The organism is Marinoscillum sp. 108 (assembly GCF_902506655.1).
GTDB lineage: Bacteria > Bacteroidota > Bacteroidia > Cytophagales > Cyclobacteriaceae > Marinoscillum > Marinoscillum luteum.
This window is the reverse complement of record NZ_LR734808.1, coordinates 581,994-604,944: the sequence shown is the minus strand read 5'-3', so window position 1 is coordinate 604,944 and position 22,951 is coordinate 581,994. Positions and strand designations below refer to the sequence as shown.

The following is a 22,951-nucleotide window of genomic DNA, read 5'->3' as shown; positions in this document are numbered from 1 at the left end:
GGTTAAGTGATGAAGTTAAAAAAAATTGTCATCAGATTAAATGAACATCACTTTTAAATCCAATTTACGTTGATATATATGTTCCATTAATTTGAAGTTACCTGATTATATTTTAAATTATATATAAACCTCTAAACACATCAACCATGCACTACCCCAAACGTTTCCCCCACCTGATATTATTACTTCTGGTCATTGCTTCCTGTAGCCCGGAAAAGCCAGCCACCAATGAGGAAAAGGTTTCGTTTGAAGGCTCCTGGAATCTCGTCGCTTACATTCCCCACTCGGAAGGTCTTACTGAATGGAATACCTACAGCGACGACATTCTTTATCAAAAGCATTTGACCTCAGATCATTTCACATGGATTAAATACGACACTAAAAATGAGCAACTGCTGGGCATGGGAGGAGGAAGCTACAGCATCAATACCGGGCAGTACGTGGAAAATATTGAATTCTTCTTCCCTCCGGGCAGCTCAGAACTTGGTCAGGCCATTCCATTCAACTTTGAGCTCACTGATGGTATCTGGTACCACACAGGGTATGCCAAGGAAATGGACATGGACATGGAAACGGGCGAGATCGTGGTAATAGACTCCAATAAAATTGAAGAAAAGTGGATAAAAACCAGCCTCCCTCCTAATACCAACACCAGTGTGATGGGTACCTGGGAGTTGACCTCATACCTCGATGCCAGTCAGAAGGAATTTATGGAATATCCTGAATTTATTGGATACATTAAACTGATTACTCCTACTCATTTCACCTGGATCTATTTCGATAAGGATGCTGATGAGATCTACGCCTCAGGTTCGGGAAGTTACCGATATGAAAATGGGAAATACTCTGAAACGATCGACATGATCTATCCTACTAATAGCGGACAGATCGGAGAAACGATCACCTTCAAATCTGATATTGAAAACAGCAAATGGAAACATGCCGGGTACCTTCCCAATATCATTATTGATAGCACAAATGGTGACATTGTAAGGGATTCAATATTAATTGATGAAGTTTGGGCACTTCACTCAGATAAATCCATGTAATCAAGCTGAAAAATTTAAAACTTATGGTTACCTTTTATCGTTAAAACGTATTCAACCACAGGAGCCAGACTAAGAAGTACAATTTATTCACCGAATAATTAAACTTGATTGACGAGATTATCATGAAATTTATATGGTATAACCCCGATTTGGATGCTTATCAAAAAGGAACCATGGAGGACTATTCTCACTTAATAGGCTCAAGTGAAAATGGCGATAGGTTTGATATCCTCTATGAGTTTGCAGATTCGTCAGATCGGCTGATTGACAAAATTCTAGGTTCGCTCAACATTGTGAGAAGTCAAAAAGTGGCTACTAACTAAGTCACTCTGTCCATCCGTATGTCTAATCGCATTTCCTCTCCGGATAAATCTTCTCTATTCCTTCTGCTTTTTTCTTTTCTTTTCTCATGTCATCCCAAAGTCGTTGATTTCGTCAACACCAAGTCTAACTTCAATGCATTTGACAGCTATTTGGTGGTTAATTTCAAGGCCAATCAAACCGATATCTCCGAAGAAGGCCGAAAGATTCTTTCTGAAATAGAACAAAACATTCACCTAGAAATGAACAGACGAGCTTACCGCCCCATCAACACCAACCCGGACCTGGTGGTGAGGTATGAGCTCATTTCTAACCAAGCCATCAAGACCCAACAAAACAACTACGGATACTCTCCGTATTCCACTTTTCCCTCGCAAAGCTATATCACCGTAAAAGCGGTACTGGAATCGGCACTGCTAATAGAAATCACAGACGTGAAAACAAAAAAACTGGTCTGGCAGGCAAGTGTGGACATGGACAAGTACACCAAAAAAAGCAAGCAGGAAGAAATCATCAAAGATGCTGTCACTAATCTCTTCGATACTTACCTTTACCGGGCAAACTCGAATACTCCTGACGAATCTTTGATATCAGCTAAATGACAGACTTTGGTTTCCTCTCCCTGCTACCTCCCATTCTTGCCATTTTTCTCGCCATCAGAACCAAACAAGTCATTGTATCCCTCGTTTTCGGGCTACTACTAGGCTATGTCATCATTGCAGGAGGTAACGTTTTTGAGGGGATTCTATCTACAGCAGACCATTTGGTACAGGTATTTGAAAGCGCAGGAAACACACGCACCGTCCTGTTCACGTTGCTGATTGGAGCCCTCATTCAGCTGATTCGCTACTCGGGTGGCATCAACGGTTTCGTTGGAAGAATTCAGAAGTCCATTTTGAAAAGCAAAAACCCGAAATCAAAACTACAAGTGGCTGCAGGACTTACTGGTTTTTTTATCTTTATAGAATCCAATATTTCTATCCTGACCGTGGGTACGGTCTTTCAATCACTTTTCGACAAGTTTAATATTTCCAGACAAAAACTGGCCTACCTGGCAGATAGCAGTTCGGCCCCTTCCTGCATCCTGTTTCCGCTGAATGCCTGGGGCGCCTACATCATAGGTTTACTGTCGGTATATGAGGGAGTGGCTCCATTTAAAACGCTTCTTTACTCCATTCCTTTCAATTTCTACCCAATACTTACATTGGCGCTGGTATTTTTCCTGGCAGCCACCAATAAAAGCTATGGACCGATGAAAAGGTTTGAGCAGAACACTGTTGATACTCCTTCAAATCAGGAAGAGCTACCGGAGGGAAAAGCGCGAAACATGCTTCTTCCTCTTGGAATCATGATCATTTCCATGCCTCTGTTTCTCATTTATACCGGCTGGTCAGCTGAGACGTCTGGTTCTTTTGGCACTAAAACCTGGGATGCCATAGCCAATGCCTCGGGTTCTGCGGCCGTATTGTATGCTGTGATCTCCGCAGTAGTTTTTGCCGGAGTATTTTATGGCTTCCAAAAGAAAATTAGTCTTGGAAACTTCATAGAAGAAAGCATGACCGGAATGAAAGAAATGCTCTCTATGGCCATCCTCATGGTACTCGCATTTGCTATTGGCACGCTCTGCAAAGAACTTGGCACAGGCGTGTATGTGGCTTCGGTCACCTCCTCCTGGCTTTCACCCTCGCTCGCTCCGGCTATTATATTCCTCACAAGCTGTTTTATTGCATTCAGCACAGGTACCTCCTGGGGCACTTTTGCAATCATGATTTCAATCGCTGTACCTCTGGCTCAGGCCATCGACCTGAACATCTACCTGGCCGTGGCAGCTGTACTGGGTGGTGGTGTATTTGGAGACCACTGTTCACCTATCTCAGACACCACACTCATCTCCTCCATGGCCTCTGGATCAGATCACATAGAGCATGTACAGACGCAGCTACCCTACGCCCTCTTCACTGGAGGGTTGTCCGTAGTAATGTATCTGATCATCGGTTTTTTGGTTGCTTAAATTACTCTGAATAATAAGCCGGCGCCAGGTCACGCGCGTTGTAGCTGTTTTTCATGGTTTCACCATAGGCACCTGCCGAACAGATCATCAGGATATCTCCACGTTTGGTTTCTGGCAGCGTGATGGCCTTCCCGAAAGCATCTGACGATTCACAAATGGGTCCTACCACATCATATTGTCTGGTGTTTTGAGCTTCAGAGAGACTCACAATTTTATGGCTAGCCTGGTAAAGTGCTGGTCGCATCAGATCAGTCATGCCCGCATCCAGTATCAGGAAGTTTGAATGATCGCTTTCCTTGAGGTAAAGTGCTCTGGTAACCAACGTACCACACTGCCCTACAATGGATCGCCCCAACTCGAAATGCACCTCCTGATCGGGGAGCAACGTTAAGTGCTCATGAAACACCCGGAAATAGGACTCAAAATCCGGTATTGGATGCTCCTGAGGATTCTCATAATCAATCCCGAGCCCCCCGCCAACATTCAGGTGTGGAAGTGAAAAACCGGCATTCAGAAGTTCCTTTTGTAGGTGATTAACCCGTTCGCAGAGATTTTTAAACCGATTCAGATCGGTAATCTGGCTACCAATATGGTAATGCAACCCAATGAAATGAACATTCGATAGGGATTTAAGTAAATCCAATGATTCCAGCAATTGCTCTCCGGAAATCCCAAATTTATTTCCCTTGGCACCAGTGGTAATATAGTGGTGCGTGCCTGCCTCTATTGCCGGGTTGATGCGAATGGATACATTAGCTTTCTTTCCCTTCTTTCCGGCGATCTCATCGATCACCTCCAGCTCCTGGATGGATTCTACATTGAAGGAGAAGATATTTTGATCAATCGCATAACCGATTTCCTTATCCGTTTTGCCCACTCCGGCCAAAACAATGTTACTTGATTTAAAACCATGCTCCAGGCCTATTTTAACCTCGTTGCCACTTACACAATCCACGCCCAAGCCGGCCTTTTTTATTCGCTCCAGAATGGGTGTATTATTATTAGCTTTCAATGCATAGTGTACATGGTATCCATACCTATTGGCTGAAGAAAGGGCCTTCAGGGTAGCATCTAGTAGTTCGAGATCGTAATAATAGAATGGCGTTTCTCTCGCTGAGAAAAAAGAGCGCAAATTTTTCAAAGGTCTCTTAAGTTTATTTACAGTACTTTTTAAGGATGGCTTTAGCCTCAGGAACGTCGAGGTTAACAGCTCTGCGTATGTCATCACAAGCAGACTTGGACTGCTTCTTATGGATTTTGAGTGCTCCTCTGTAGAGATAAGCCTCACCATACTCTGCGTTGATATTGATGGCCAGCGTGTAAGACTCCATGGCGCTGTCCACATACCCCAGCTGATGCTTTGCCCTGGCTACCAAAAAATGTCCCTGAGCAGAATTTTCATTGAGCTCCAAGGCCTTATCCGCAAAAATCACAGCTTTGTTATAGGCCTTTTTAGAATAGTACAGCTTTGACAAGCTCAGGTTGGCATTCAGGTTCTGATTGTCCAGGCTAAGTACCTGAAGAAAATCCTGCTCAGCCAAATCCAGCTTACCGATTTCTTCATAGGCACGCCCTCTATTATAGAGGTGATTAATGGCAGAAGGATTGGTCTCTAATGCCTTGGTGTATTCTTCAATGGCCTGCTCAAACTCCCCTCTCCCATATAGCCTATCACCGCTACTGGAAGTTTCTCCACCGCAGCTCGTTAGAAAAAAAGTGATAAGCATGAACACCAAAAATCTCATAACACATGTTTAGCTGGCAAATATAGAACTGACTATTGATAATCAGGCCCATATTTTATATTTCTATAACCCGTAAGGTCACAATATGCTTTGCCAAAAAACATCTCGGCTTCAATTCTGAGGGGCAAATGATTGGTATCTGCAGAAATCCAGGCCACTATCCCTTGTTCATTTGGGAAAATATCGCTCGGCGGCACCAGAAAATTCACCTTATAGGCCTGTAAAAGCCCCACCTTGGAGTCTATCTCTTCTTTTCCATTGAAGACCAGTTCAAAATTGTAGAGCTCATCTTCATAGAATGTTTTGATCCGAATGGTGTCCCCTTTTCGATATTTCTCGAATTCCACATTTCTGAGAAAAAGGTATGAGCTCATCAGATCATACACATCCCCTTTGATCTCATACATGCGCTTCGGGTTGCGTTTTTCCTTCCTCGGGTCATAGCGCATCACTTCCACCTTTCCCTGAGCGTGATCAAAGTAGGTTCTCTCCTCACGCACGTATTTCCCCTCTTCGATGTTTCGATACGCATGCATCGGAAGTAAATCCTCCTTCTTCACATAGGCTCCCCAGCGATCGTCCACATGGGTGAAAACTCCCAGAAAGCCAGCGGTCTCGCCTTTGATCTCCACCTTGTAACAGTCCTCATTCTTGTAAGAATGAAAATTATCATCGATGTCCAGAGAAGCTTTGCCCACAGTAAACCAGCCATAGCTGAGCTTAAAATCAAGATGCTCGCCCGTCCTGAATTTGTAGTTGGCCGTAGGATCTTCATTTTCCGTAGGCTGCGCTTCCAGAAAATAACAAGAGAAAAGAATTAGAATGAATGAAAGCATAGAGTGAATCTGTTCGCTGAACATTACCGTAACAACTTATGTGCCAGAAAAACGATTACACGGACACGTTATTTTCTCTCAGTGCAGTATTCAGTGAGGTTTTTTTATCGGTACTTTCTTTCCTTTTTCCAATGATCAGGGCACATGGCACCTGATACACTCCCGCAGCAAAAGTTTTAGGTATGGTACCTGGAATAACCACTGATCTCTCTGGTACATAACCACGATGCTCTACAGGCTCTGGCCCTGTTACATCTATAATCTTAGAACTGGAAGTCAGCACCACATTCGCTCCCAAAACGGCTTCTTTGCCGATACGAACTCCCTCTACCACAATACACCTGGAACCGATAAACGCATTGTCTTCGATGATGACCGGCGCTGCCTGAACGGGTTCGAGAACACCGCCAATCCCAACACCACCACTAAGGTGTACATTTTTACCAATTTGCGCACAGCTCCCCACGGTTGCCCAGGTATCCACCATGCTGCCTTCATCCACATAGGCACCTATGTTCACATAAGACGGCATCAGCACCGTGTTTTTATTGATGAACGAACCATACCTGGCAATGGCATGCGGAACCACTCTGACACCAAGCTGGTCATAGCCAGACTTAAGCTTAATCTTATCGTGAAACTGAAATGGGCCCACCTCTATCAACTGCATCTTCATTAATGGAAAATACAAAATCACGGCCTTCTTCATCCATTCGTTCACTTGCCATTCTCCGTTCTCCAAAGGCTCAGCTATCCGCCGCTTCCCCATGTCCAGATCATCTATCAAAGTCTTGATGGCCACTGACACTTCTTTGTTTGTGATCAGAGATCTGTCGTCCCATGCCGACTCTATGATTTCGCGTAATTCCTGCATATATCCGTCACTGCTATTTTAAAAGTAAAACCAAGGAAGCAATATTAATCAGGTAAGTCAGATGCCAAAAACAATTTGAAATTTATTTTGCCAATTCTTGAAAACCCGATGCGAATATTTTGCTTACCAAGCTTGATCCAGGCACAAAACCTTACACCATTCACTCAGTAACAAAGCCTTGAAGCATCCATTGAATAAAGTTCAAATATCAAATCAATGAAAGAGCAATAACAATTTGATTTATAATTAGTTAAATACCCAGACAAAACACATGTTAAAAATATTTTTAGATATGTCTAAAAATATTTTTACCTTTGATTTCATGAAACTAAGTCTTGCAGAAGAGAATTATCTCAAAGCGATCTACCATCTATCCGATGGCGGAGATTTGGGAGTTTCCACCAATGCCATTGCAGAAGAACTGAGCACAAAACCAGCCTCCGTCAGCGATATGATTCGGAAACTTTCGCAGAAAGATGTGGTAGACTATCAAAAATATAAAGGCGTTCAGATTTCTAAAAAGGGAAAACAAATGGCGCTTCAGGTGATCCGAAAGCACCGCCTTTGGGAAGTCTTTCTGGTGGAGAAACTAAACTTTACCTGGGATGAAGTACACGAGGTGGCCGAGCAATTGGAGCACATCAAGTCACCAATACTCATCAGTAGATTGGATAAATTTCTGGGCTACCCCACCATGGATCCTCACGGTGATCCCATACCCAATGAGCACGGTGAGATCAAGGAGAATCCGCAACTCCCGCTCACAGAGCTGAGCATAGAAAGTAAGGGGATCGTGGTGAAAGTGCCGGACGGAGATCCCTCTCTACTCAGGCATTTGGATAAAATAAAAATGCGTCTTGGGTCCATTATTCAGATCAAAGACATTGTAGAATATGACCAGTCTGTTCTCATTCAGATCGATCAATCCTCTGAGGTATACATCTCTGGAGAAATTGCTAAAAACATCATGTTGGCTGTGAAATGAAAATTGATTTAACGAGATGACACCAAATCCAATTTTAGCACTGATCGTATTCTTTGCAGGTGGGGCCCTCATATACCTGGGTTGGAAGTACAAGCTCTGGGCCAGGGTATTTCACGACTCTGAGCGTGATCGGAAAACGGCCATGGAGGATGTGCTGAAGCAGCTCTACCATGTAGAATACAGTGGCAGAAAAGCAACACTTAATGCCATGGCAGGCGCTCTGAAACTATCCGATAAGAAACTGGTAAGTCTGATAGAAGAAATGTCTGCCCTCAACCTGATACGTGCCCAAGCGGACACCATCTCCCTTACCCGGGCTGGTAAGGATTATGCCCTTCACATCATTCGCGTGCACAGGTTATGGGAAAAGTATCTCTCCGAGCGCACGGGTATCGACAAATCCGAATGGCACAATCGCGCAGAGCAAATGGAGCATACGATGACCTCAGAAGAAGCAGAAGAGCTGTATCATGAGCTCGGGAGCCCACGCTTTGATCCTCATGGGGATCCTATCCCGATGAAGACCGGAGAGATCATTGAATCCAATGCCATCCCCCTTTCCGGAATTCGCGAGAACGCCCTGGTAAAAATCGTGCATATCGAAGATGAACCTGAAGTCATCTATGAGCAGATCATCGACAAGAAGCTCCATATGGGTCAACAACTAAAGGTAACAGAGATAGATGATCACAGGGTCAGGTTCTTTTCTGAGGGACAGGAATATGAACTTTCTTCGATAGTAGCCAGTAACATAGGAGTAAGAAAATTGAGCGAAGAAGAGGTGTTTGAATCTGGCAAGGTTCGCCTTTCTTCTCTACGTCAGGGAGAAAAAGGACAAGTGATCGGTATATCCTCGGAGTGTAGAGGTGCCAATCGTCGCAGACTTCTCGACCTGGGATTTATCAAAGGCACGTCGATAGAAACAGGTCTGGAAGGCCCCATGAAAGAGCCTAAGGCATACCTGATTCGCAACACCCTGATTGCTCTGAGAAATGATCAGGCGGATTTGATTTTAATAGAAAAAACGAAATGACACCTATGAATGACGTAGTGGACAAGGGCTGTGAGACATGTGCATTTTACAATGCAGCCCAGCTCAAAAAATTGGGTATCAACGTAGATAATGCAGATTTCGTGGTGGCCCTGGCCGGAAATCCCAACACCGGCAAGAGCACTGTCTTTAATGCCCTCACAGGCCTGAGACAGCACACCGGAAACTGGGCCGGAAAAACCGTAACCCGCGCAGAAGGTGGCTTTCTTTACAGTGACAAAAGATTCAAACTTATTGATCTGCCGGGTACTTATTCCCTGCTCTCTACCTCTGAAGACGAAGAGGTGGCTAGAAATTTTATCCTGTTTGGCCGGCCGGACGTGACGGTGATCGTGGCAGATGCTGCCAGACTGGAACGAAACCTAAACCTTGTGCTTCAGGTGCTGGAAATCACAGACAAAGCCGTTCTATGCCTGAACCTGATGGATGAAGCCACCCGACATGGAATCAAAATAGATGAGCGCACACTGGCGAAGGATTTGGGAATTCCCGTGGTGGCTACCAGTGCCCGATCCAATGAAGGCATTCCCGAATTGATACAAACCATTTATGAAGTGGCCTCTAATCAAATCGTATGTAAACCTCATCGCATCAAAAGCTTACCCGCAGAGGTAGACCAGGCGGTGGATGAATTGAGTAAAAAAATACTCAAAACCTACCCGGATCTTCCCAATAGCCGGTGGGTAGCCATGCGACTGCTAGATGGAGATCAGCAGATCTTGAACGCGTTAAAAAACGGTGATTTTGTAAGCACTACCTAAAATGGAGAAGTTAAAGAACGAAACGGACGAAATATTGACCTTTGCCTCCTCTCTCAGGTGGAAGATGGGCGAAGACTATCATGATAAACTTACAGAGGGAATCTACTCAGATGCCGCTGCCATTACCAAAAGGGTGGAAATCAAGAAAAACGAAAAAGAATCCTATCACTTCGATAGGATGCTTGACAAGGTGCTGACCAGCCGTACGTTTGGGTTTCCCATTATGGCGCTGATCCTGTCTGTGATACTCTGGATAACTATTCAAGGCGCCAACTATCCATCGAGCATGCTCAATACCCTGCTGCTGGAGATGGTTTATCCATTCCTCAAGGGTCTTTCAGCTCAATTGGGAGTGGTATGGTGGCTGGATGGCTTTATTCTGGATGGTGTGTACATGGCCGTGGCCTGGGTGATCGCAGTGATGCTCCCTCCTATGGCCATCTTTTTCCCTCTGTTCACCTTGCTGGAGGACTTTGGCTACCTTCCTCGTGTGGCTTTTAATCTGGATGGGTTGTTCAAAAAATCAGGTGCTCATGGCAAGCAGGCGCTCACCATGAGTATGGGCTGGGGCTGTAATGCTGCTGGTGTAGTGGCTACCAGAATCATCGACAGTCCAAGGGAGCGACTCATTGCCATCATCACCAACAACTTTTCGCTTTGCAATGGCAGGTGGCCAACACAGATCCTTATAGCCACCATCTTCATCGGCGCGCTGGTACCTGCCGGATGGTCAGGTCTCATCTCCAGTGCTGCAGTCATTGGGATTGCTTTTCTGGGCATTTTCTTCACATTCTTCACTTCCTGGTTTCTTTCCCGAACCATGCTGAAAGGTGAAGTATCTACTTTCACCCTGGAGCTTCCCCCTTATCGGCCGCCACGTTTTTGGAAGACCATTTACACTTCACTGATTGACAGAACGATCATCGTATTGTGGAGGGCCATCGTATTTGCGGCGCCCGCAGGGGCCGTCATTTGGCTGATTTCAAACATTAGTATTTCGGAGATCACTCTCGCCGCATATGCCATAGACTTTCTAGATGAGTTTGGCTTTTTGATTGGGTTGAATGGAGTTATACTTCTGGCTTACGTAGTGGCCATTCCCGCTAATGAGATTGTGATCCCAACCATATTGATGCTTACCGTTTCGCATTTTGGCATTGTGGACATGGGAGCTGGTGATGGAGTGATGTTTGAACTGGACTCCACTACCGAAACAGCTAATATCCTCAAGACCGGTGGATGGACGCTGCTCACAGGGATCAACCTGATGCTTTTCAGTCTGCTTCACAACCCCTGTAGCACCACCATTTATACCATTTACAGGGAAACCAAAAGCTGGAAGTGGACTTCTGTAGCGACTTTCTTACCGATCGTATTCGGTCTGATTGTATGCTTTCTGGTTGCCCAGTTTTGGAGGATTTTGTTTTGATACTGAAACCATGGAAAAGAAAAGGCCTCAGGACGAGGCCTTTTCTTTTCCAAATGTGAGCTAAAAACCACTACTCGAGGATCAATTTCCTAATCAGCTGCCCTTTTACATCTTCAATGATCAAATAATAAACACCCCGGTCAAAATCACTCAACTCCAGGCCTATCTCCTGTCGTCCTTCACCCTGAACGAACACCAACACTTTACCAGAAGTATCCAATAACTTCAGATATCTTATAGGTCTCCCGTTCTCAATACTCACGTGACCATCTAAAGAAGGATTGGGATAAATAAGCAACTCATGATCTGAATCAAGACCAAGCAGCCCTATTTCTACCTGGTCGGTGATCTGTATGGAAACAATGGCTATATCCGAACTTGTGAGGTCACTTACCTGAACGATAAATGAAATGTTTCGATTGACCTCAAAATCCAGTGCCGTAGAATCATCAATGGATAACACCCCACTCTCCATATCCAAAGCAAATGTGCGATCGCTGTTTCCGGAAATGATCTCATAAGTGAGAACGTCCTCATCTTCATCTGTTGCCACCACCGTGCCAACCACTATCCCGGAACGGGTATTTTCCTCCACTGAAAAGCTCTGATCCAAAATCACCGGCTCATGATTCTCTGGTGTTTCATCAAGATCAACCACATGAATGGTAACGGTAGCTGAATCAACTGATAAATCATCACTTACAGTTACAACCAACTCAAAAACTGGACTCACCTCAAAATCAAAAAGGCTGGAATCGTTGATGAATAATACCCCCATTGAGGTTAATGTGACTGGATTGCCTGAGTTACCCCGAATGATGGAAAAGGCAAGCGCATCACCGTCAGCATCGGTCGCAACGACCTCTCCTATTTCATGACCGCTAGGGCTGTTCTCTAACACCGAGAAGGATTGATCCAAAATGATCGGCACGCCATTTTCATTTACGTCCGTCAGATAGATGGTAATCAAGGCAGTGTCTGATTCTGCACCATCACTTACTGTCATCGTCAGCTCAAAATAAGTATTGACTTCATAATCCAAACGTGAAGAATCAGCAACCAAAAGTTGTGAATGTAACAACTCAAAGGGGGATTCTTCACTATTCAGAATAGTGAATATCAATGAATCATTCTCTTGGTCTACGGCCGTCAGCTGACCAACCTCATAGCCTTTAGGGCTGTTCTCTGGGATTTCAAAGGTTTGATCAGAGAATGATGGGCTGGTATTTTCATTAATATCTAATAAGGTAACAGTCACTCTGAAAGTGGCTTGCTCAGATAGATCAGTAACGATCACATCAAAGTACAGCTTCTCTTGTTCCTCAAAATCAATTAGCGAAGGATCTTTTACCGTCAATTCACCACTGACACTCACCTCAAAAGCTGCCGAACTAATATGGGAGTCCATCTCAAAGATCAGAGAATCTCCGTCTTCATCCGTGGCGGACAAATACCCAACAAGAGTACCCATAGGGCTGTGTTCGAATACCTCAAATGTCTGATCCATTGCCACTGGTCGATCGTTCACGTTTGTGAGGTTAACGGTAACTATAGCGGTATCGCTCAAAGCGTAATCCTGGACTACCACGATCAAATCAAAAGACTTTTTGATTTCAAAATTGAGTAAGGAAGAGTCTTTAACTGTCAAGATCCCGGATTCGAACACTTCAAATACCAGCTGGTTATCACCAATAATTTCGTATTGGAGAGAATCGCCATCCTCATCCTCCCCCACGAGATAACCCACTGAATAGCCGTAAGGACTATTTTCAGGAATCCCGAAAACCAGGGTTTCTATTGTGGGGCGGTCATTCAAATCTGTAACATCTATCCATACCTGAGCCGTGTCCTGGTATTCTCCATCAGATACTTCAATGGTCAGTTCGAACAACGGGTTTTGCTCATAATTAAACATGGCCGAATCATTGATCAGCAAACGACCATCACCCGACAGCTCAAAGGCTAAAGATTCATTGCCAGAAACAATACCATAGCTAAGTGTATCGCCATCTGAGTCGGAACCCTGCAACACATCTACGAGATATCCTACGGGGCTATTTTCTGGAACAGATAACCTAAAACCATCCAACTCTGGAGGTGTATTGGAGATTGGAATTCCAGTTCCGCTTAGAGAAACAAGCACTTTAGACTCATTAGGGTCATTACTTAGTATTTGCAGGGTACCGGAATGAGTAGCCACTGTGGTAGGGGTATAAGTCACAGTTAAACTATGGTCTTCACCCACTGCCAGCCCAAGTTCGGTGGTCTCCACGGTAAAATCCGGATAATTAGAAGCTATGGATCCCACCAGCAATGAATCATTACCAAGATTGGAAATGGTGAGTAAATGCTCGCTGGTTTGTCCCACTTCTACCTCCCCAAAGTTGATCTGAAGTGAAGACAACATAATGTCCGGGATTCCTGATACCTGAAGGGATACTGGCACGACAATCTGCGGGCTAGCAAAATCATTGGAACTTATCTCAATATTGGCCTGGTGCCTACCAACTGTCATTTCGGCACTGGCAAAACCCACATTGAACTCAGCAAAACCACCTGCTGTAATGGTGTCTTGTGTATGATCTACAGATAACCATTTAGGTCCGATCTGTAGGGTTTCAAGGTAAGCGCTCATCACAGAAGTCATCGTATGGTTATCGTAATACCTACTGCCAGTACCTGCAAAAAGTAAGTAGTGAATACTTCGCACATTTGATAACCCATTTACACTATGGTCGTCGTAGTTGGTATTGGTGCTAAATTGATGTGTTGCATCTCCATTATCCTCCACTATGATCAAGTGGTTTATCGAGGGGTCTCCGGAATTATAAACCCTCTTCACAAACCCGAGAAAAGTCCTTCCTGCCACGTCCATTTCTATGACTGCTCCATCCACACTACCCAATCCATCTGCACCCAGGTTACCACTAACGTAAAAAGTCGTCACCTCCTCCAGGTTGGCTGCTAATACAAACAAACCTGGCTTTTTAAGGGTGAAATACTCTCCTGATCCGAATGCATTACTGGTTGTGATCAGATCGTTGGAATAGGGAATGTAACTCCCCAAATTGGTGCCCAGGTAATTACCACCGTCATACATATCTCCACCTCCATCATTGATCCCTGTTCCTTCCACTCCGTCGGAGAAGTCATAGCGATTGGATATCAGACCCGTGATGGATTGAAATTTCTCATTAAGACTCTTTTTGAGGTTTACCAGGTCTACGTGATCTGTGGCCTGAACGGTATTCTGCAACGGACTCCTGGTGTGCTGTCTCCAATATTGGGAGAGATCTGGTGCAGAAGTCTCGTCTTTGGATACCTGATCATCGGCGCTGGTAAAAACAGGACTAGTCTCTACCTTCACCTGTCCTTCCGGCTCACTCACCTTTAAGCTAATAACCAGATCAGCACCACTACCTGTATTTTCGATCCTTAGATTTTGTGAAGTCTGCTCCCCTAAGATTAGGCTTTCGGAAAGCGAACCAGGTGCAACTGAGATCTCCGGAGGAAGGATACCTTCTCCCGACAAGCTCACGGTTATCACCCCTTCGTCAGGGTCATTACTTACTATAGTGAGCGTGGCGTTCACTATGCCGGAGGACTGAGGGTGATACTTGATATAAAACTCCCGCTCCCCTCCGGGAGGGATGGTAAGTCCACCTCTGAAAGTTGAAAAATCTGAATGATCTATGCTTGACGAATGAATAATCAATTCATCAACCCCCACGTTGGCTATGGTCATCGACTCTATGGCAGAATCGCCAACAAAAACCTGGTTAAAATCCACGGCAACACTCAATGGATCTATATCAGGTGCGGAAGTCACCTCCAGAGCAACCGGCACCCTGGTGGTAGGTGTTACCGGGTCATTGGTTATCAGCCTAATTTCCTTTTGGTATAGCCCTCCTGCCAAACCGTAAGCGTTGAAGTTAAGCGCTAAATGAGTGCTCTCCCCGGCATCAAGAACGCCTTCATTCACCCCAGCAAACAACCAATCGCCCTGATAATACTTTCCAGCCTTCAGCACCAACGCATCACTGTTCCATGCGTTCCAGTACAACTTACCCTCATCATGAGCCAGACTATAGGCAAAATCATCGTTAGGTATTCGGATGGTATCATTTATGTGCATGGCTCCATCCGAAATGGTCAAGGGGTATATATTACTCTCCCCATTAAAAGTGAGCGTCCAAACAGTACCATTGGACCAGGCCAATTCCGTCACCTCAGCATTTATCCCCACATAAGTATTGAGGATGGTTCCATCGAAATCGACCACATAAAAAGGCTCATTATACTCAATAGCCTGGGTCAGTATAAAATGAGTCCCATTAAAAGCGATTGCTGGATAATTAGAAAATGGAACTGAAAATGAACCAGCGAAACTCCCACCGGAATCATAGGCCCGAACCAATCCATCATAACTTCCAATCCACAACAAACCTGCTGCATAGGTGATGCCATAGGGGCTAGAATGAAGCGGGAAACTTTCAACTACTTGTCTGGCGCTTAAGCTGTACTTATCCAGCCTCGCTTGGTTATAATTTACAGTGTAAATGGTATCTCCTTTTACGTAGATTCCCGTGGAACTCGAAGTGAAGTTTGCAAGAGTATCCAATACCTCCCCTTCGATTGACCCAAAGTGTGACCCTCCGGCCTCAGAGGATAACTCTGGCACATCCACCTGTGGAGATGGAGCTCCATAAAAGCCTACGGGTGTAAGTGCCACAGCACCTCCATTATTTATTTCAAGAGACCACTCCAACTCGCTACCACCGGTATTCTCCAGGGTTAGGGTTTGTGTGCTTTGCAAGCCAGTGAGTAATGACTCTGACAGACTATCCTGATCGACACCTGCAATAGGTGGATGCACGGCCTGTCCCAGCAAATACACAATATAGGGTACTTCATCCGGATCATTACTGGAGATACTCATCTGCACAGTATCATCAGCAACCACTTCCGGACTATAGATAATCTCCAGGGTTTGAGTCTGCTTTGGCAGCAAGTAAAAAGAAGTAGTATCCACGGCAAAAGAAAGGTGATCAAATACCACGTCTGACACATAAAGTGTATCCGTTCCCTCATTCTCAATTTGGAGGGGCCTGGAATTGCTGGTACCGACAAATGTTTTCCCAAAATCAACCGTATCCTGATCAACTTCCATATCAGGAATACCGGTCACAAACAGGCCTACAGGAACACTGACAACCGGAGATGCTGGATCGTTGCTCAAGACATCTATCTCACCAGAATAAAGTCCACCGTACAAACCCTTTGCATTTAACAATACTTCAAAGTCACGATACTCACCAGCAGGGATGGTATCAGCTTCTGGTACCTTCAACCATTTCTGACCAGATAATGAGAGGGTATAGGATGTGATATTCCCCAACAATGGAGCTGAATTAAAACCACTCAAAGCCAAGTACTCAACGGTCATTCCTGTCACAATCACATGCCCCGATCCATATGAATACTCCGCCGTGGTAGGCCGTGTGGAATACTCCGTGGAGGTGATCACCGTTGCTCCCTCTGGCAGGTCAGTCAGATAAGTATGATTTGCAGAATTCCCCTCCAAAACGAGTGGTAAATCTTTTCCTATGGGATGATCAGGTGCGTCTAAAGTATTGCGATTATCAGCGCTTCCGTGAATAATATTAACTCCTCCAACAAGGCTCACATTGCTGCCTTGAGTGGCCAATTGATATTGAATTACTCCACCATTTTCTACATAGTCTTCAAAGCGTTCACGGTTATTACTGATCGTCTCATAGTACTCGTAGTTCTGATCTCCTGTGGTGATTATCAAATCATAGGGCTCCAAATCATGACCACTCAAAACCTGAGGATAGATGGTCATAGCTGTAATTCCAAAAGTCTCTTGCATGAAAGATCGCATATCCATACCCCATGCGCTCGAATTTTGAATGATAAGTACCCTTGCCGTGTCCGACAGGTAACTACCGAAATCCTGAGATAAGCTAGTGGGATCATGCGTAGAAGAAGGTGCCCTGCTCTGTGTCAATGGTTTTGTGATGGTCTGGGCATGTATTCTGCTCTCGAATTGCACAACCAGCTCGCTGCCTCCTGCGGTATTATCAACTGTGAGGGTTTTTATGACCGTCTCATCGGTCATCAGAGCCGCTGAGATGCTGTCAGGGGAAACGGTCATCACCGGTGGGTTCACCCCGGTTCCTGTGAGTGAAACAAAGGTAGAGTCTCTATCCAAATCATTGGTAGCCAGTAAGAGGCCCCCCTCGAAAACACCTGCCGAATCAGGATTAAAATAAACAGCCAGCTCATAGGATGCTTCCGGGGCTAACAAAAGATAGGCTGTGTCAATGGCAAAAACAGAATCCAACAAAGACAAGCTTATTTCCAAATCATCTGTACCCTCGTTACTGATCAGAATGGACACTTTATCTGAGTATCCCACATAAGTATCGGCAAAGGGTAAACTGTCAGAATTGATACTAAGCACAGGCGCTCCGGTTACCTCCATCACTACGGGTATGCTCAGCTCGCTGCTGGCCGGATCATTGCTGAGGATGTTGATATTAGCTCTGTATTGACCTCCAAAGAGGTCTTTTGCACTAAAAGTCAATGGAACTTCCTGAAGTTCCCCTCCTGCGATGGTGTCCATCGCTACCCCCAGAGAAAGCCAGGAGCTTCGGTTGGCACTTGCCACTGCATTTGCGATCATTCGGGCTGCATTGTCATCATAGTTGAAGAAATCATAACCGATGTATACCACATCTCCCCGGCCTACATTTTTGTGAGCGACCACAGAATGATCATAATATGATACAATATTCGAAGCGGCAGAGTCCGCAAGAGACATCAGGAATGTTCCATCCTGGGATAAAACAGCTCCAGATATTCCCTCAGTGAGGTAGTGCATCGAGTCTTCCACTGTCAGCACCTCAGAATAGACCGGCATAAAATATTCCATATGCATAAGACCAGAACCATCAATAATGTTATAAGCAGATGGGTTTCCACAAAGTATGATAGCGCCTCCTCGTTCGGCAAAAGCTGTTAGAACCTCAGCCCATGAAGCTCCAAGGTTCTCAAAATAAGAATTAGAGGCATACTCCTGCTCGGGAATGAGGAAGACATCCACTGTATCCAGCATTCCTGCCAGCACCGTAGCAGAAGTAATGGTGGTACTGCTCAATCTGTAATCCGTAAAGTATTGAGAGATGGCATTTAAGGTATGCAGGTATTCCTGATCCATGTCTGCATAGGTAACCCACGACAGAATATTCACTTGACCGGAGAGCGCTGACATAGTTTCCATTGAAATCGGGCCCGATTTGGACATTCCCTGGTTATTCCCAGAACCATCAGAAGGGGACATTTGGATCAGGTGCTGATTGGCCTTGAAAAGCTCCGTCTCCTCTAATTCAAAGTGGATTTCGGCTTTCCAGATCAAGTCACTCCCCCCGACCGTATTATCAATGGTAAGGATCTGTGTAGCACTGTCACCAGTGTAGAGTGCTTCATGGAGGCTGTCAGGGCTCACATTCATCACTGGTGGATTCACCCCTATACCCGATAGACTTACAAGGGTAGAATCCTGATTAGGATCGTTAGAAATCAACCAGAGTGACTGAACATAACTTTTGGCGGTGTCCGGCTGAAAGAATACCTGGAGGTCATAAGCTTCACCCGGCCCAACAGACACATGCAAGGTATCTGTAATAAACGTACTGTCACTAAAAGCCACGTCAACCGTGAGGATATCAGTTCCTTGGTTAAGTATGGTCACTGAGAGCTCCTTTTCGTACCCTGCATAGACACTTTCAAACTGTAGAGAATCATTGATAACTTTAATAACAGGCACGCCGGTTACTTCCATGTGTACAGGAATCGTACGGTTTTGCTTGGCAGGATCGTTACTTTGTACAGTGATACCCGCCCTATACACCCCACCATACAAATCCGTGGCATTTAGCTTGACCGGAATATCCTGAGATTCACCAGCCCCAATTGTACCTGACTCAGTTTCCATTGTCAACCATGCACGCTGGCCCCGTGCTCCCGCTACAGCATTGGAAATCACCCTGGCGGCATTGTCATTATAGGCATAATAGTCATAACCAATATACACTACATCCCCTCGTCCAATTCGCCTGTGGGCCACTGCAGCATAGTCAGAATAACTAATCAGGTTGCTCGCGAGTGTGTCCGAAAGGCTCACAACAAAGGTGGCATTTTGACCCGTAACATGGCCAGTAACCCCTGCGGTGAGGTAGTGTGTGCTATCCTCCAATGTCAATGCATTGCCGTAGGCATTAGCAGCATAAGCCATGTGCATCAAGCCCGATGCATTTAAAATCTCACCTGATTCATGGTCTCCACAGAGAATAATCGTGCCACCACCCTTCACAAAGGATCTAATCACCTCAGACCATGAAACTCCCAAATCATAAAAATAAGAAAGACTCCCTCCATCTTCTTGCTCGGGGATAAGAAAAACATCCACCGTATCCAGCATATTTCCCAACTCCGCTGCAGACGTGGTAATGGTAGTACTCAGCTGATAGTCTGAATAGTACTGCGAGATCGCGTTGATCGTATTGATATATTCCTGATCCATGTCCACAAAAGTGGTCCAGGCCAGAATGCGCTTATTCCCTGAAAGGGCCTGCATACTTTCCATAGGGATAGGGCCGGCAGTGGCCATCCCTTCATTGTTACCCGATCCGTCAGACGGCACCAGGTGCGCCATATGTTCATGAGCTTTATAAAGCTCCGTGGCTTCCAACTCAACAATCCACTCCGATTCCCAGGTCAGATCCGATCCCCCTTCGAGGTTATCGAGGGTAAGTACGAGCGTTGTGCTATCCCCGGTGAACAGGGCTGCTCCTAGGCTGTCCGGACTTACCCCAAATACTGGCGGATTTATTCCCCATCCCGTGAGGTACACGTAGATAGAGTCCTGATCGAAATCATTGGTGACGAATAGTAAAGCTGAGCTAAAACTGCCCACCGAATCAGGCTGAAAATAAACTGGCAAATTGAACCCTGCAGAAGGTGAAATGCTCAGGTGTGTGGAATCCGTGCTGAAATACTCATGCTCAAAATACAAATCGAGCTCCAGGTCATCGGTCCCTACGTTGCTGATAAACAAATTCAAACTATCAGAGAAGTTCACAAAGGCATCCTCAAAAAACAAAGTGTCATGAGAAAGCGCCACATCAGGTGCACCCGTAACGAAAAGGGACACCGGAATTTCTTCCAATTGTCTTTCAGGGTCGTTGGTCATCAGCATAAGGTTGGTTTCGTATACTCCCCCATACAAACCGCCAGCATCCAACGTGATCGCCACATAAGCCGTATCACCCATAGCTACAACGCCTTCAGAAACACTCGTATACAACCAATTACTGTTGCCAGCGGACGCCACGCCCTCCTTTGGATCAACTGTCCTTTCAGGAGCAGCTACTTGCCCACCCTCCACACTCCATTCGGATGCAGCTAGCACTATAGGTGTGTTAAAGTCCGTCACTTTATCAGCGTACCAGCATCCATCATACATGCCACTGGTCATTAAACCCGACATGAAATCACCCTCCCGAAGGCCTGCGTATCTTGTGCTGGATTCAAATACCCATACAATGGAGTCTCCATCCATACTCCATAGACCATTGGCGCCCTCGCTGGTAGTGAAAGTATGATCTTCGAAAAAATTCATAACCACACCGCTTACTCCTCCATCGCAGAACCAGTCATAGGTCACAAGCCACTCTCCCAAAAAATCATCCACTAATCCGGTGGACAACTCATACTCCAGGTCTGAAAATCCACTGTTATGAATGGCCAAAATAGTTTCAGAAACCCCACCGGTGTACAGTGAGTCCGCAATGCTATCTGGTGATATGACCAGGGTGGGTGGTTCGGCCCCCGAGCCGCTGGCAAAGATGGACACTGTATCTATGTTGGAATAAAGTGTAAAAGTGGCGGAAGTATCCAGTGTTTCTGTTGGGGCGAAACTAAACGTGATGGTTTTCGAGGACAGTTCTCCAAGAGAAAAGGATGTATCCGAAACGGCAAAAACATCATTGTCAACATTAATATCGCTCACCACCAGCAAACCACTCCCCTGATTGGCCACCACCACCTCTATGGTTTCGGTAATCCCCACAGGCACCTGACCAAATACCACAGAATCTGTGACAATCATCAATGGCTCTGAAGAAGCCACACCAACGGCATTCCAGGCAGCAACTACTGCCGCATATTCATCACTGCCTGCTCCATATAAGTCCAATGCTGCCTGCTCTGATCCTATACGTGCATCTGCATAGTCTGAAGTAGAGGTTAAGTAGACTGTGAGGTTTCGGTAAGCGATCTGTTGTGCAGCCTCTAAGCCAATCCCGTTCACCTGGTAGCTGTAGCCATTGTCATTGGTACCTGTACCTCCTTCTACCAACAGGTAATACCAAAAATTCTGGACACCACTGTTGTAATGCACTCCACCATTGTCCCCTGAGCCATAATACCAAAGATCTCCGTGATAGGTATCCGGCTGACCCTCAGCATTCGGGTTACTCATGGAGCGGATCATGCTCACTCCGTCATAATATATCTCGTCACCCAGGTTCCAACTGGCCGTTTCGGGAAAAGTGGTAAACTCAATCGACTGACCAAAAATATCACTGAAGGATTCATTTAATGCCCCTGACTCGTACGAATAGACCAGGCCCGCGCTGTACTCCGTGACGGCATGGGAAATCTCATGCCCCACAATATCCAGAGAGACCAGCGCAGAAGCACTCGCATTTCCGTCGCCATAGGTCATTCTCGAACCATCCCAGAAGGCATTGAAGTACCCATTTGAGTAATGCACATAGGACCTGATGGCCGCCCCATCGTCATCATAACTATTCCTACCAAAATTCTCCAAAAAATAGGCATAGGTGGCCGCCGCTCCATAATGAGCACTCACCCCTGCTCTGCTATTGCTCTGATCAAAATAATTATCTGATTCTGAAAAAAGTGTGGCGCTTCCATAGCTGGTACCGTGCTTCAAATCATAAGTATATATTCCTCCTCCTGTGGAATCGTCTGACAAGAAATAGTTGGCTCCATCAAAATCCATAATGATTGGCACCACCCCATTATACAAAGACAGTCCGGTACCGGTGGTCGTAGCGGTATGAATTTTATTATAAAAATTGATCACCTCGCCAGTATGTGCATCAATCTCTACATTGTATCTGCCCAGGGGCTTTTGTGCATAGATATCAAACTGATAGACGAGATTCAATGCTTCCGCCTTATCATACCGCTTTCGGCTTAATGCCAGTTTAGATTCAGGAAGAAAAGATGCCCGGGCGTTTTTACTCTCCCGCTTCAGGAATCGCTCATTTTCTTCATCCTGCCACATATATACCTCAGCGCCCACCTCATCCAGGGCAAGCTGCAGTGCAGCCTCTCCACTCAGTGTGGGCAGGGTGTTCACGACAATCTTACGCTCAATGCTCCCATTAGCAGAAACGGCCGTCTCCCCCTTCGCATGCACGATGTAGTCTGCTCCAAGCACCTCCAGCCCTTTATACTCCTGCACGTACCTGAAGTGCTCTTCACCCTTATGATTCGCGATTTTTGCTTTCAGACGAAGTGTGGACTTTTCGGGCAAGCCCAGCAACATGCCCAATGCTGGCAGGGAGTCCATCTTCAGGCTTTTCTCAAACCGGATAAACCGTGGTGATCCGGCCTTGTCCAACAAAACCTCTTTGGCTTTCGGGATTTTCCGGCTGGCGTTTCCCCCTTCCGGGAGGCGCTGACTATGAGACAGTGTAGCTACAAACAACAAAAGAAACGATGCTGTGAAGCGAATATGAGCGGCGGAACACAAATTCACAAATAGAATAG

General features: G+C 45.5%; 13 protein-coding genes. 8 read left to right on the top strand and 5 right to left on the bottom strand.

Annotated elements, in window-relative coordinates; genetic code table 11:
- Window positions 1-146 precede the first annotated feature (146 nt).
- The 4 genes from GV030_RS02535 (at window position 147) to GV030_RS02520 (ending at window position 3,381) form a co-directional block, all read left to right on the top strand.
- Window positions 147-1,049: a hypothetical protein gene (locus GV030_RS02535; protein ID WP_159579485.1), complete on the top strand. Its 903-nt coding sequence runs from the start codon at window positions 147-149 to the stop codon at window positions 1,047-1,049.
- Between the two features lie 122 nt (window positions 1,050-1,171).
- Window positions 1,172-1,372, top strand: coding sequence for a hypothetical protein (locus GV030_RS02530; protein ID WP_159579483.1), 201 nt, complete (start codon window positions 1,172-1,174; stop codon window positions 1,370-1,372).
- Window positions 1,373-1,390: 18 nt separating this feature from the next.
- Window positions 1,391-1,972 (top strand): DUF4136 domain-containing protein, encoded by a 582-nt coding sequence (locus tag GV030_RS02525; protein WP_159579481.1) that lies wholly within the window; start codon window positions 1,391-1,393, stop codon window positions 1,970-1,972.
- Window positions 1,969-3,381 carry a Na+/H+ antiporter NhaC family protein gene (locus GV030_RS02520; RefSeq protein WP_159579479.1) on the top strand — a complete coding sequence of 471 codons (1,413 nt, stop codon included), beginning with the start codon at window positions 1,969-1,971 and terminating at the stop codon, window positions 3,379-3,381. Before GV030_RS02525 ends, GV030_RS02520 begins: the two co-directional genes overlap by 4 nt.
- A gap of 1 nt (window position 3,382) precedes the next feature.
- Here the strand turns inward: GV030_RS02520 and lysA are convergent, their stop codons facing one another.
- Genes lysA through GV030_RS02500 form a run of 4 tightly spaced genes read right to left on the bottom strand, consistent with a single transcriptional unit; the run spans window position 3,383 to window position 6,836 of the window.
- Entirely contained in the window at window positions 3,383-4,522 is a 1,140-nt protein-coding gene (gene lysA / locus GV030_RS02515) for a diaminopimelate decarboxylase (RefSeq protein ID WP_255465037.1), read from the bottom strand.
- Between the two features lie 13 nt (window positions 4,523-4,535).
- Complete coding sequence (locus GV030_RS02510) at window positions 4,536-5,126, bottom strand: lipopolysaccharide assembly protein LapB (protein WP_159579477.1); 591 nt, start codon at window positions 5,124-5,126, stop codon at window positions 4,536-4,538.
- Window positions 5,127-5,158: 32 nt separating this feature from the next.
- Window positions 5,159-5,962 (bottom strand): DUF3108 domain-containing protein, encoded by an 804-nt coding sequence (locus tag GV030_RS02505; RefSeq protein ID WP_159579476.1) that lies wholly within the window; start codon window positions 5,960-5,962, stop codon window positions 5,159-5,161.
- A 55-nt stretch (window positions 5,963-6,017) separates the two neighbouring features.
- Window positions 6,018-6,836, bottom strand: a complete 819-nt coding sequence (locus tag GV030_RS02500) for a 2,3,4,5-tetrahydropyridine-2,6-dicarboxylate N-succinyltransferase (RefSeq protein WP_159579474.1) — start codon at window positions 6,834-6,836, stop codon at window positions 6,018-6,020.
- Window positions 6,837-7,128: 292 nt separating this feature from the next.
- Here GV030_RS02500 and GV030_RS02495 point away from each other — a divergent pair, with 292 nt between their 5' ends.
- Genes GV030_RS02495 through GV030_RS21470 form a run of 4 tightly spaced genes read left to right on the top strand, consistent with a single transcriptional unit; the run spans window position 7,129 to window position 11,062 of the window.
- The gene (locus tag GV030_RS02495; RefSeq protein WP_255465036.1) at window positions 7,129-7,821 is read left to right on the top strand and encodes a metal-dependent transcriptional regulator; all 693 of its coding nucleotides are present in this window, start codon (window positions 7,129-7,131) and stop codon (window positions 7,819-7,821) included.
- Between the two features lie 16 nt (window positions 7,822-7,837).
- A complete protein-coding gene (locus tag GV030_RS02490; RefSeq protein WP_159579472.1) occupies window positions 7,838-8,854 on the top strand; it encodes a metal-dependent transcriptional regulator in 1,017 nt (338 codons plus the stop codon).
- A gap of 5 nt (window positions 8,855-8,859) precedes the next feature.
- Window positions 8,860-9,633, top strand: coding sequence for a FeoB small GTPase domain-containing protein (locus tag GV030_RS21475; protein WP_185155804.1), 774 nt, complete (start codon window positions 8,860-8,862; stop codon window positions 9,631-9,633).
- 1 nt (window position 9,634) lies between these two features.
- A complete protein-coding gene (locus tag GV030_RS21470; RefSeq protein WP_185155803.1) occupies window positions 9,635-11,062 on the top strand; it encodes a ferrous iron transporter B in 1,428 nt (475 codons plus the stop codon).
- Between the two features lie 70 nt (window positions 11,063-11,132).
- Here the strand turns inward: GV030_RS21470 and GV030_RS02480 are convergent, their stop codons facing one another.
- Window positions 11,133-22,940, bottom strand: coding sequence for a choice-of-anchor D domain-containing protein (locus tag GV030_RS02480; protein ID WP_159579470.1), 11,808 nt, complete (start codon window positions 22,938-22,940; stop codon window positions 11,133-11,135).
- Between the last annotated feature and the right edge of the window lie 11 nt (window positions 22,941-22,951).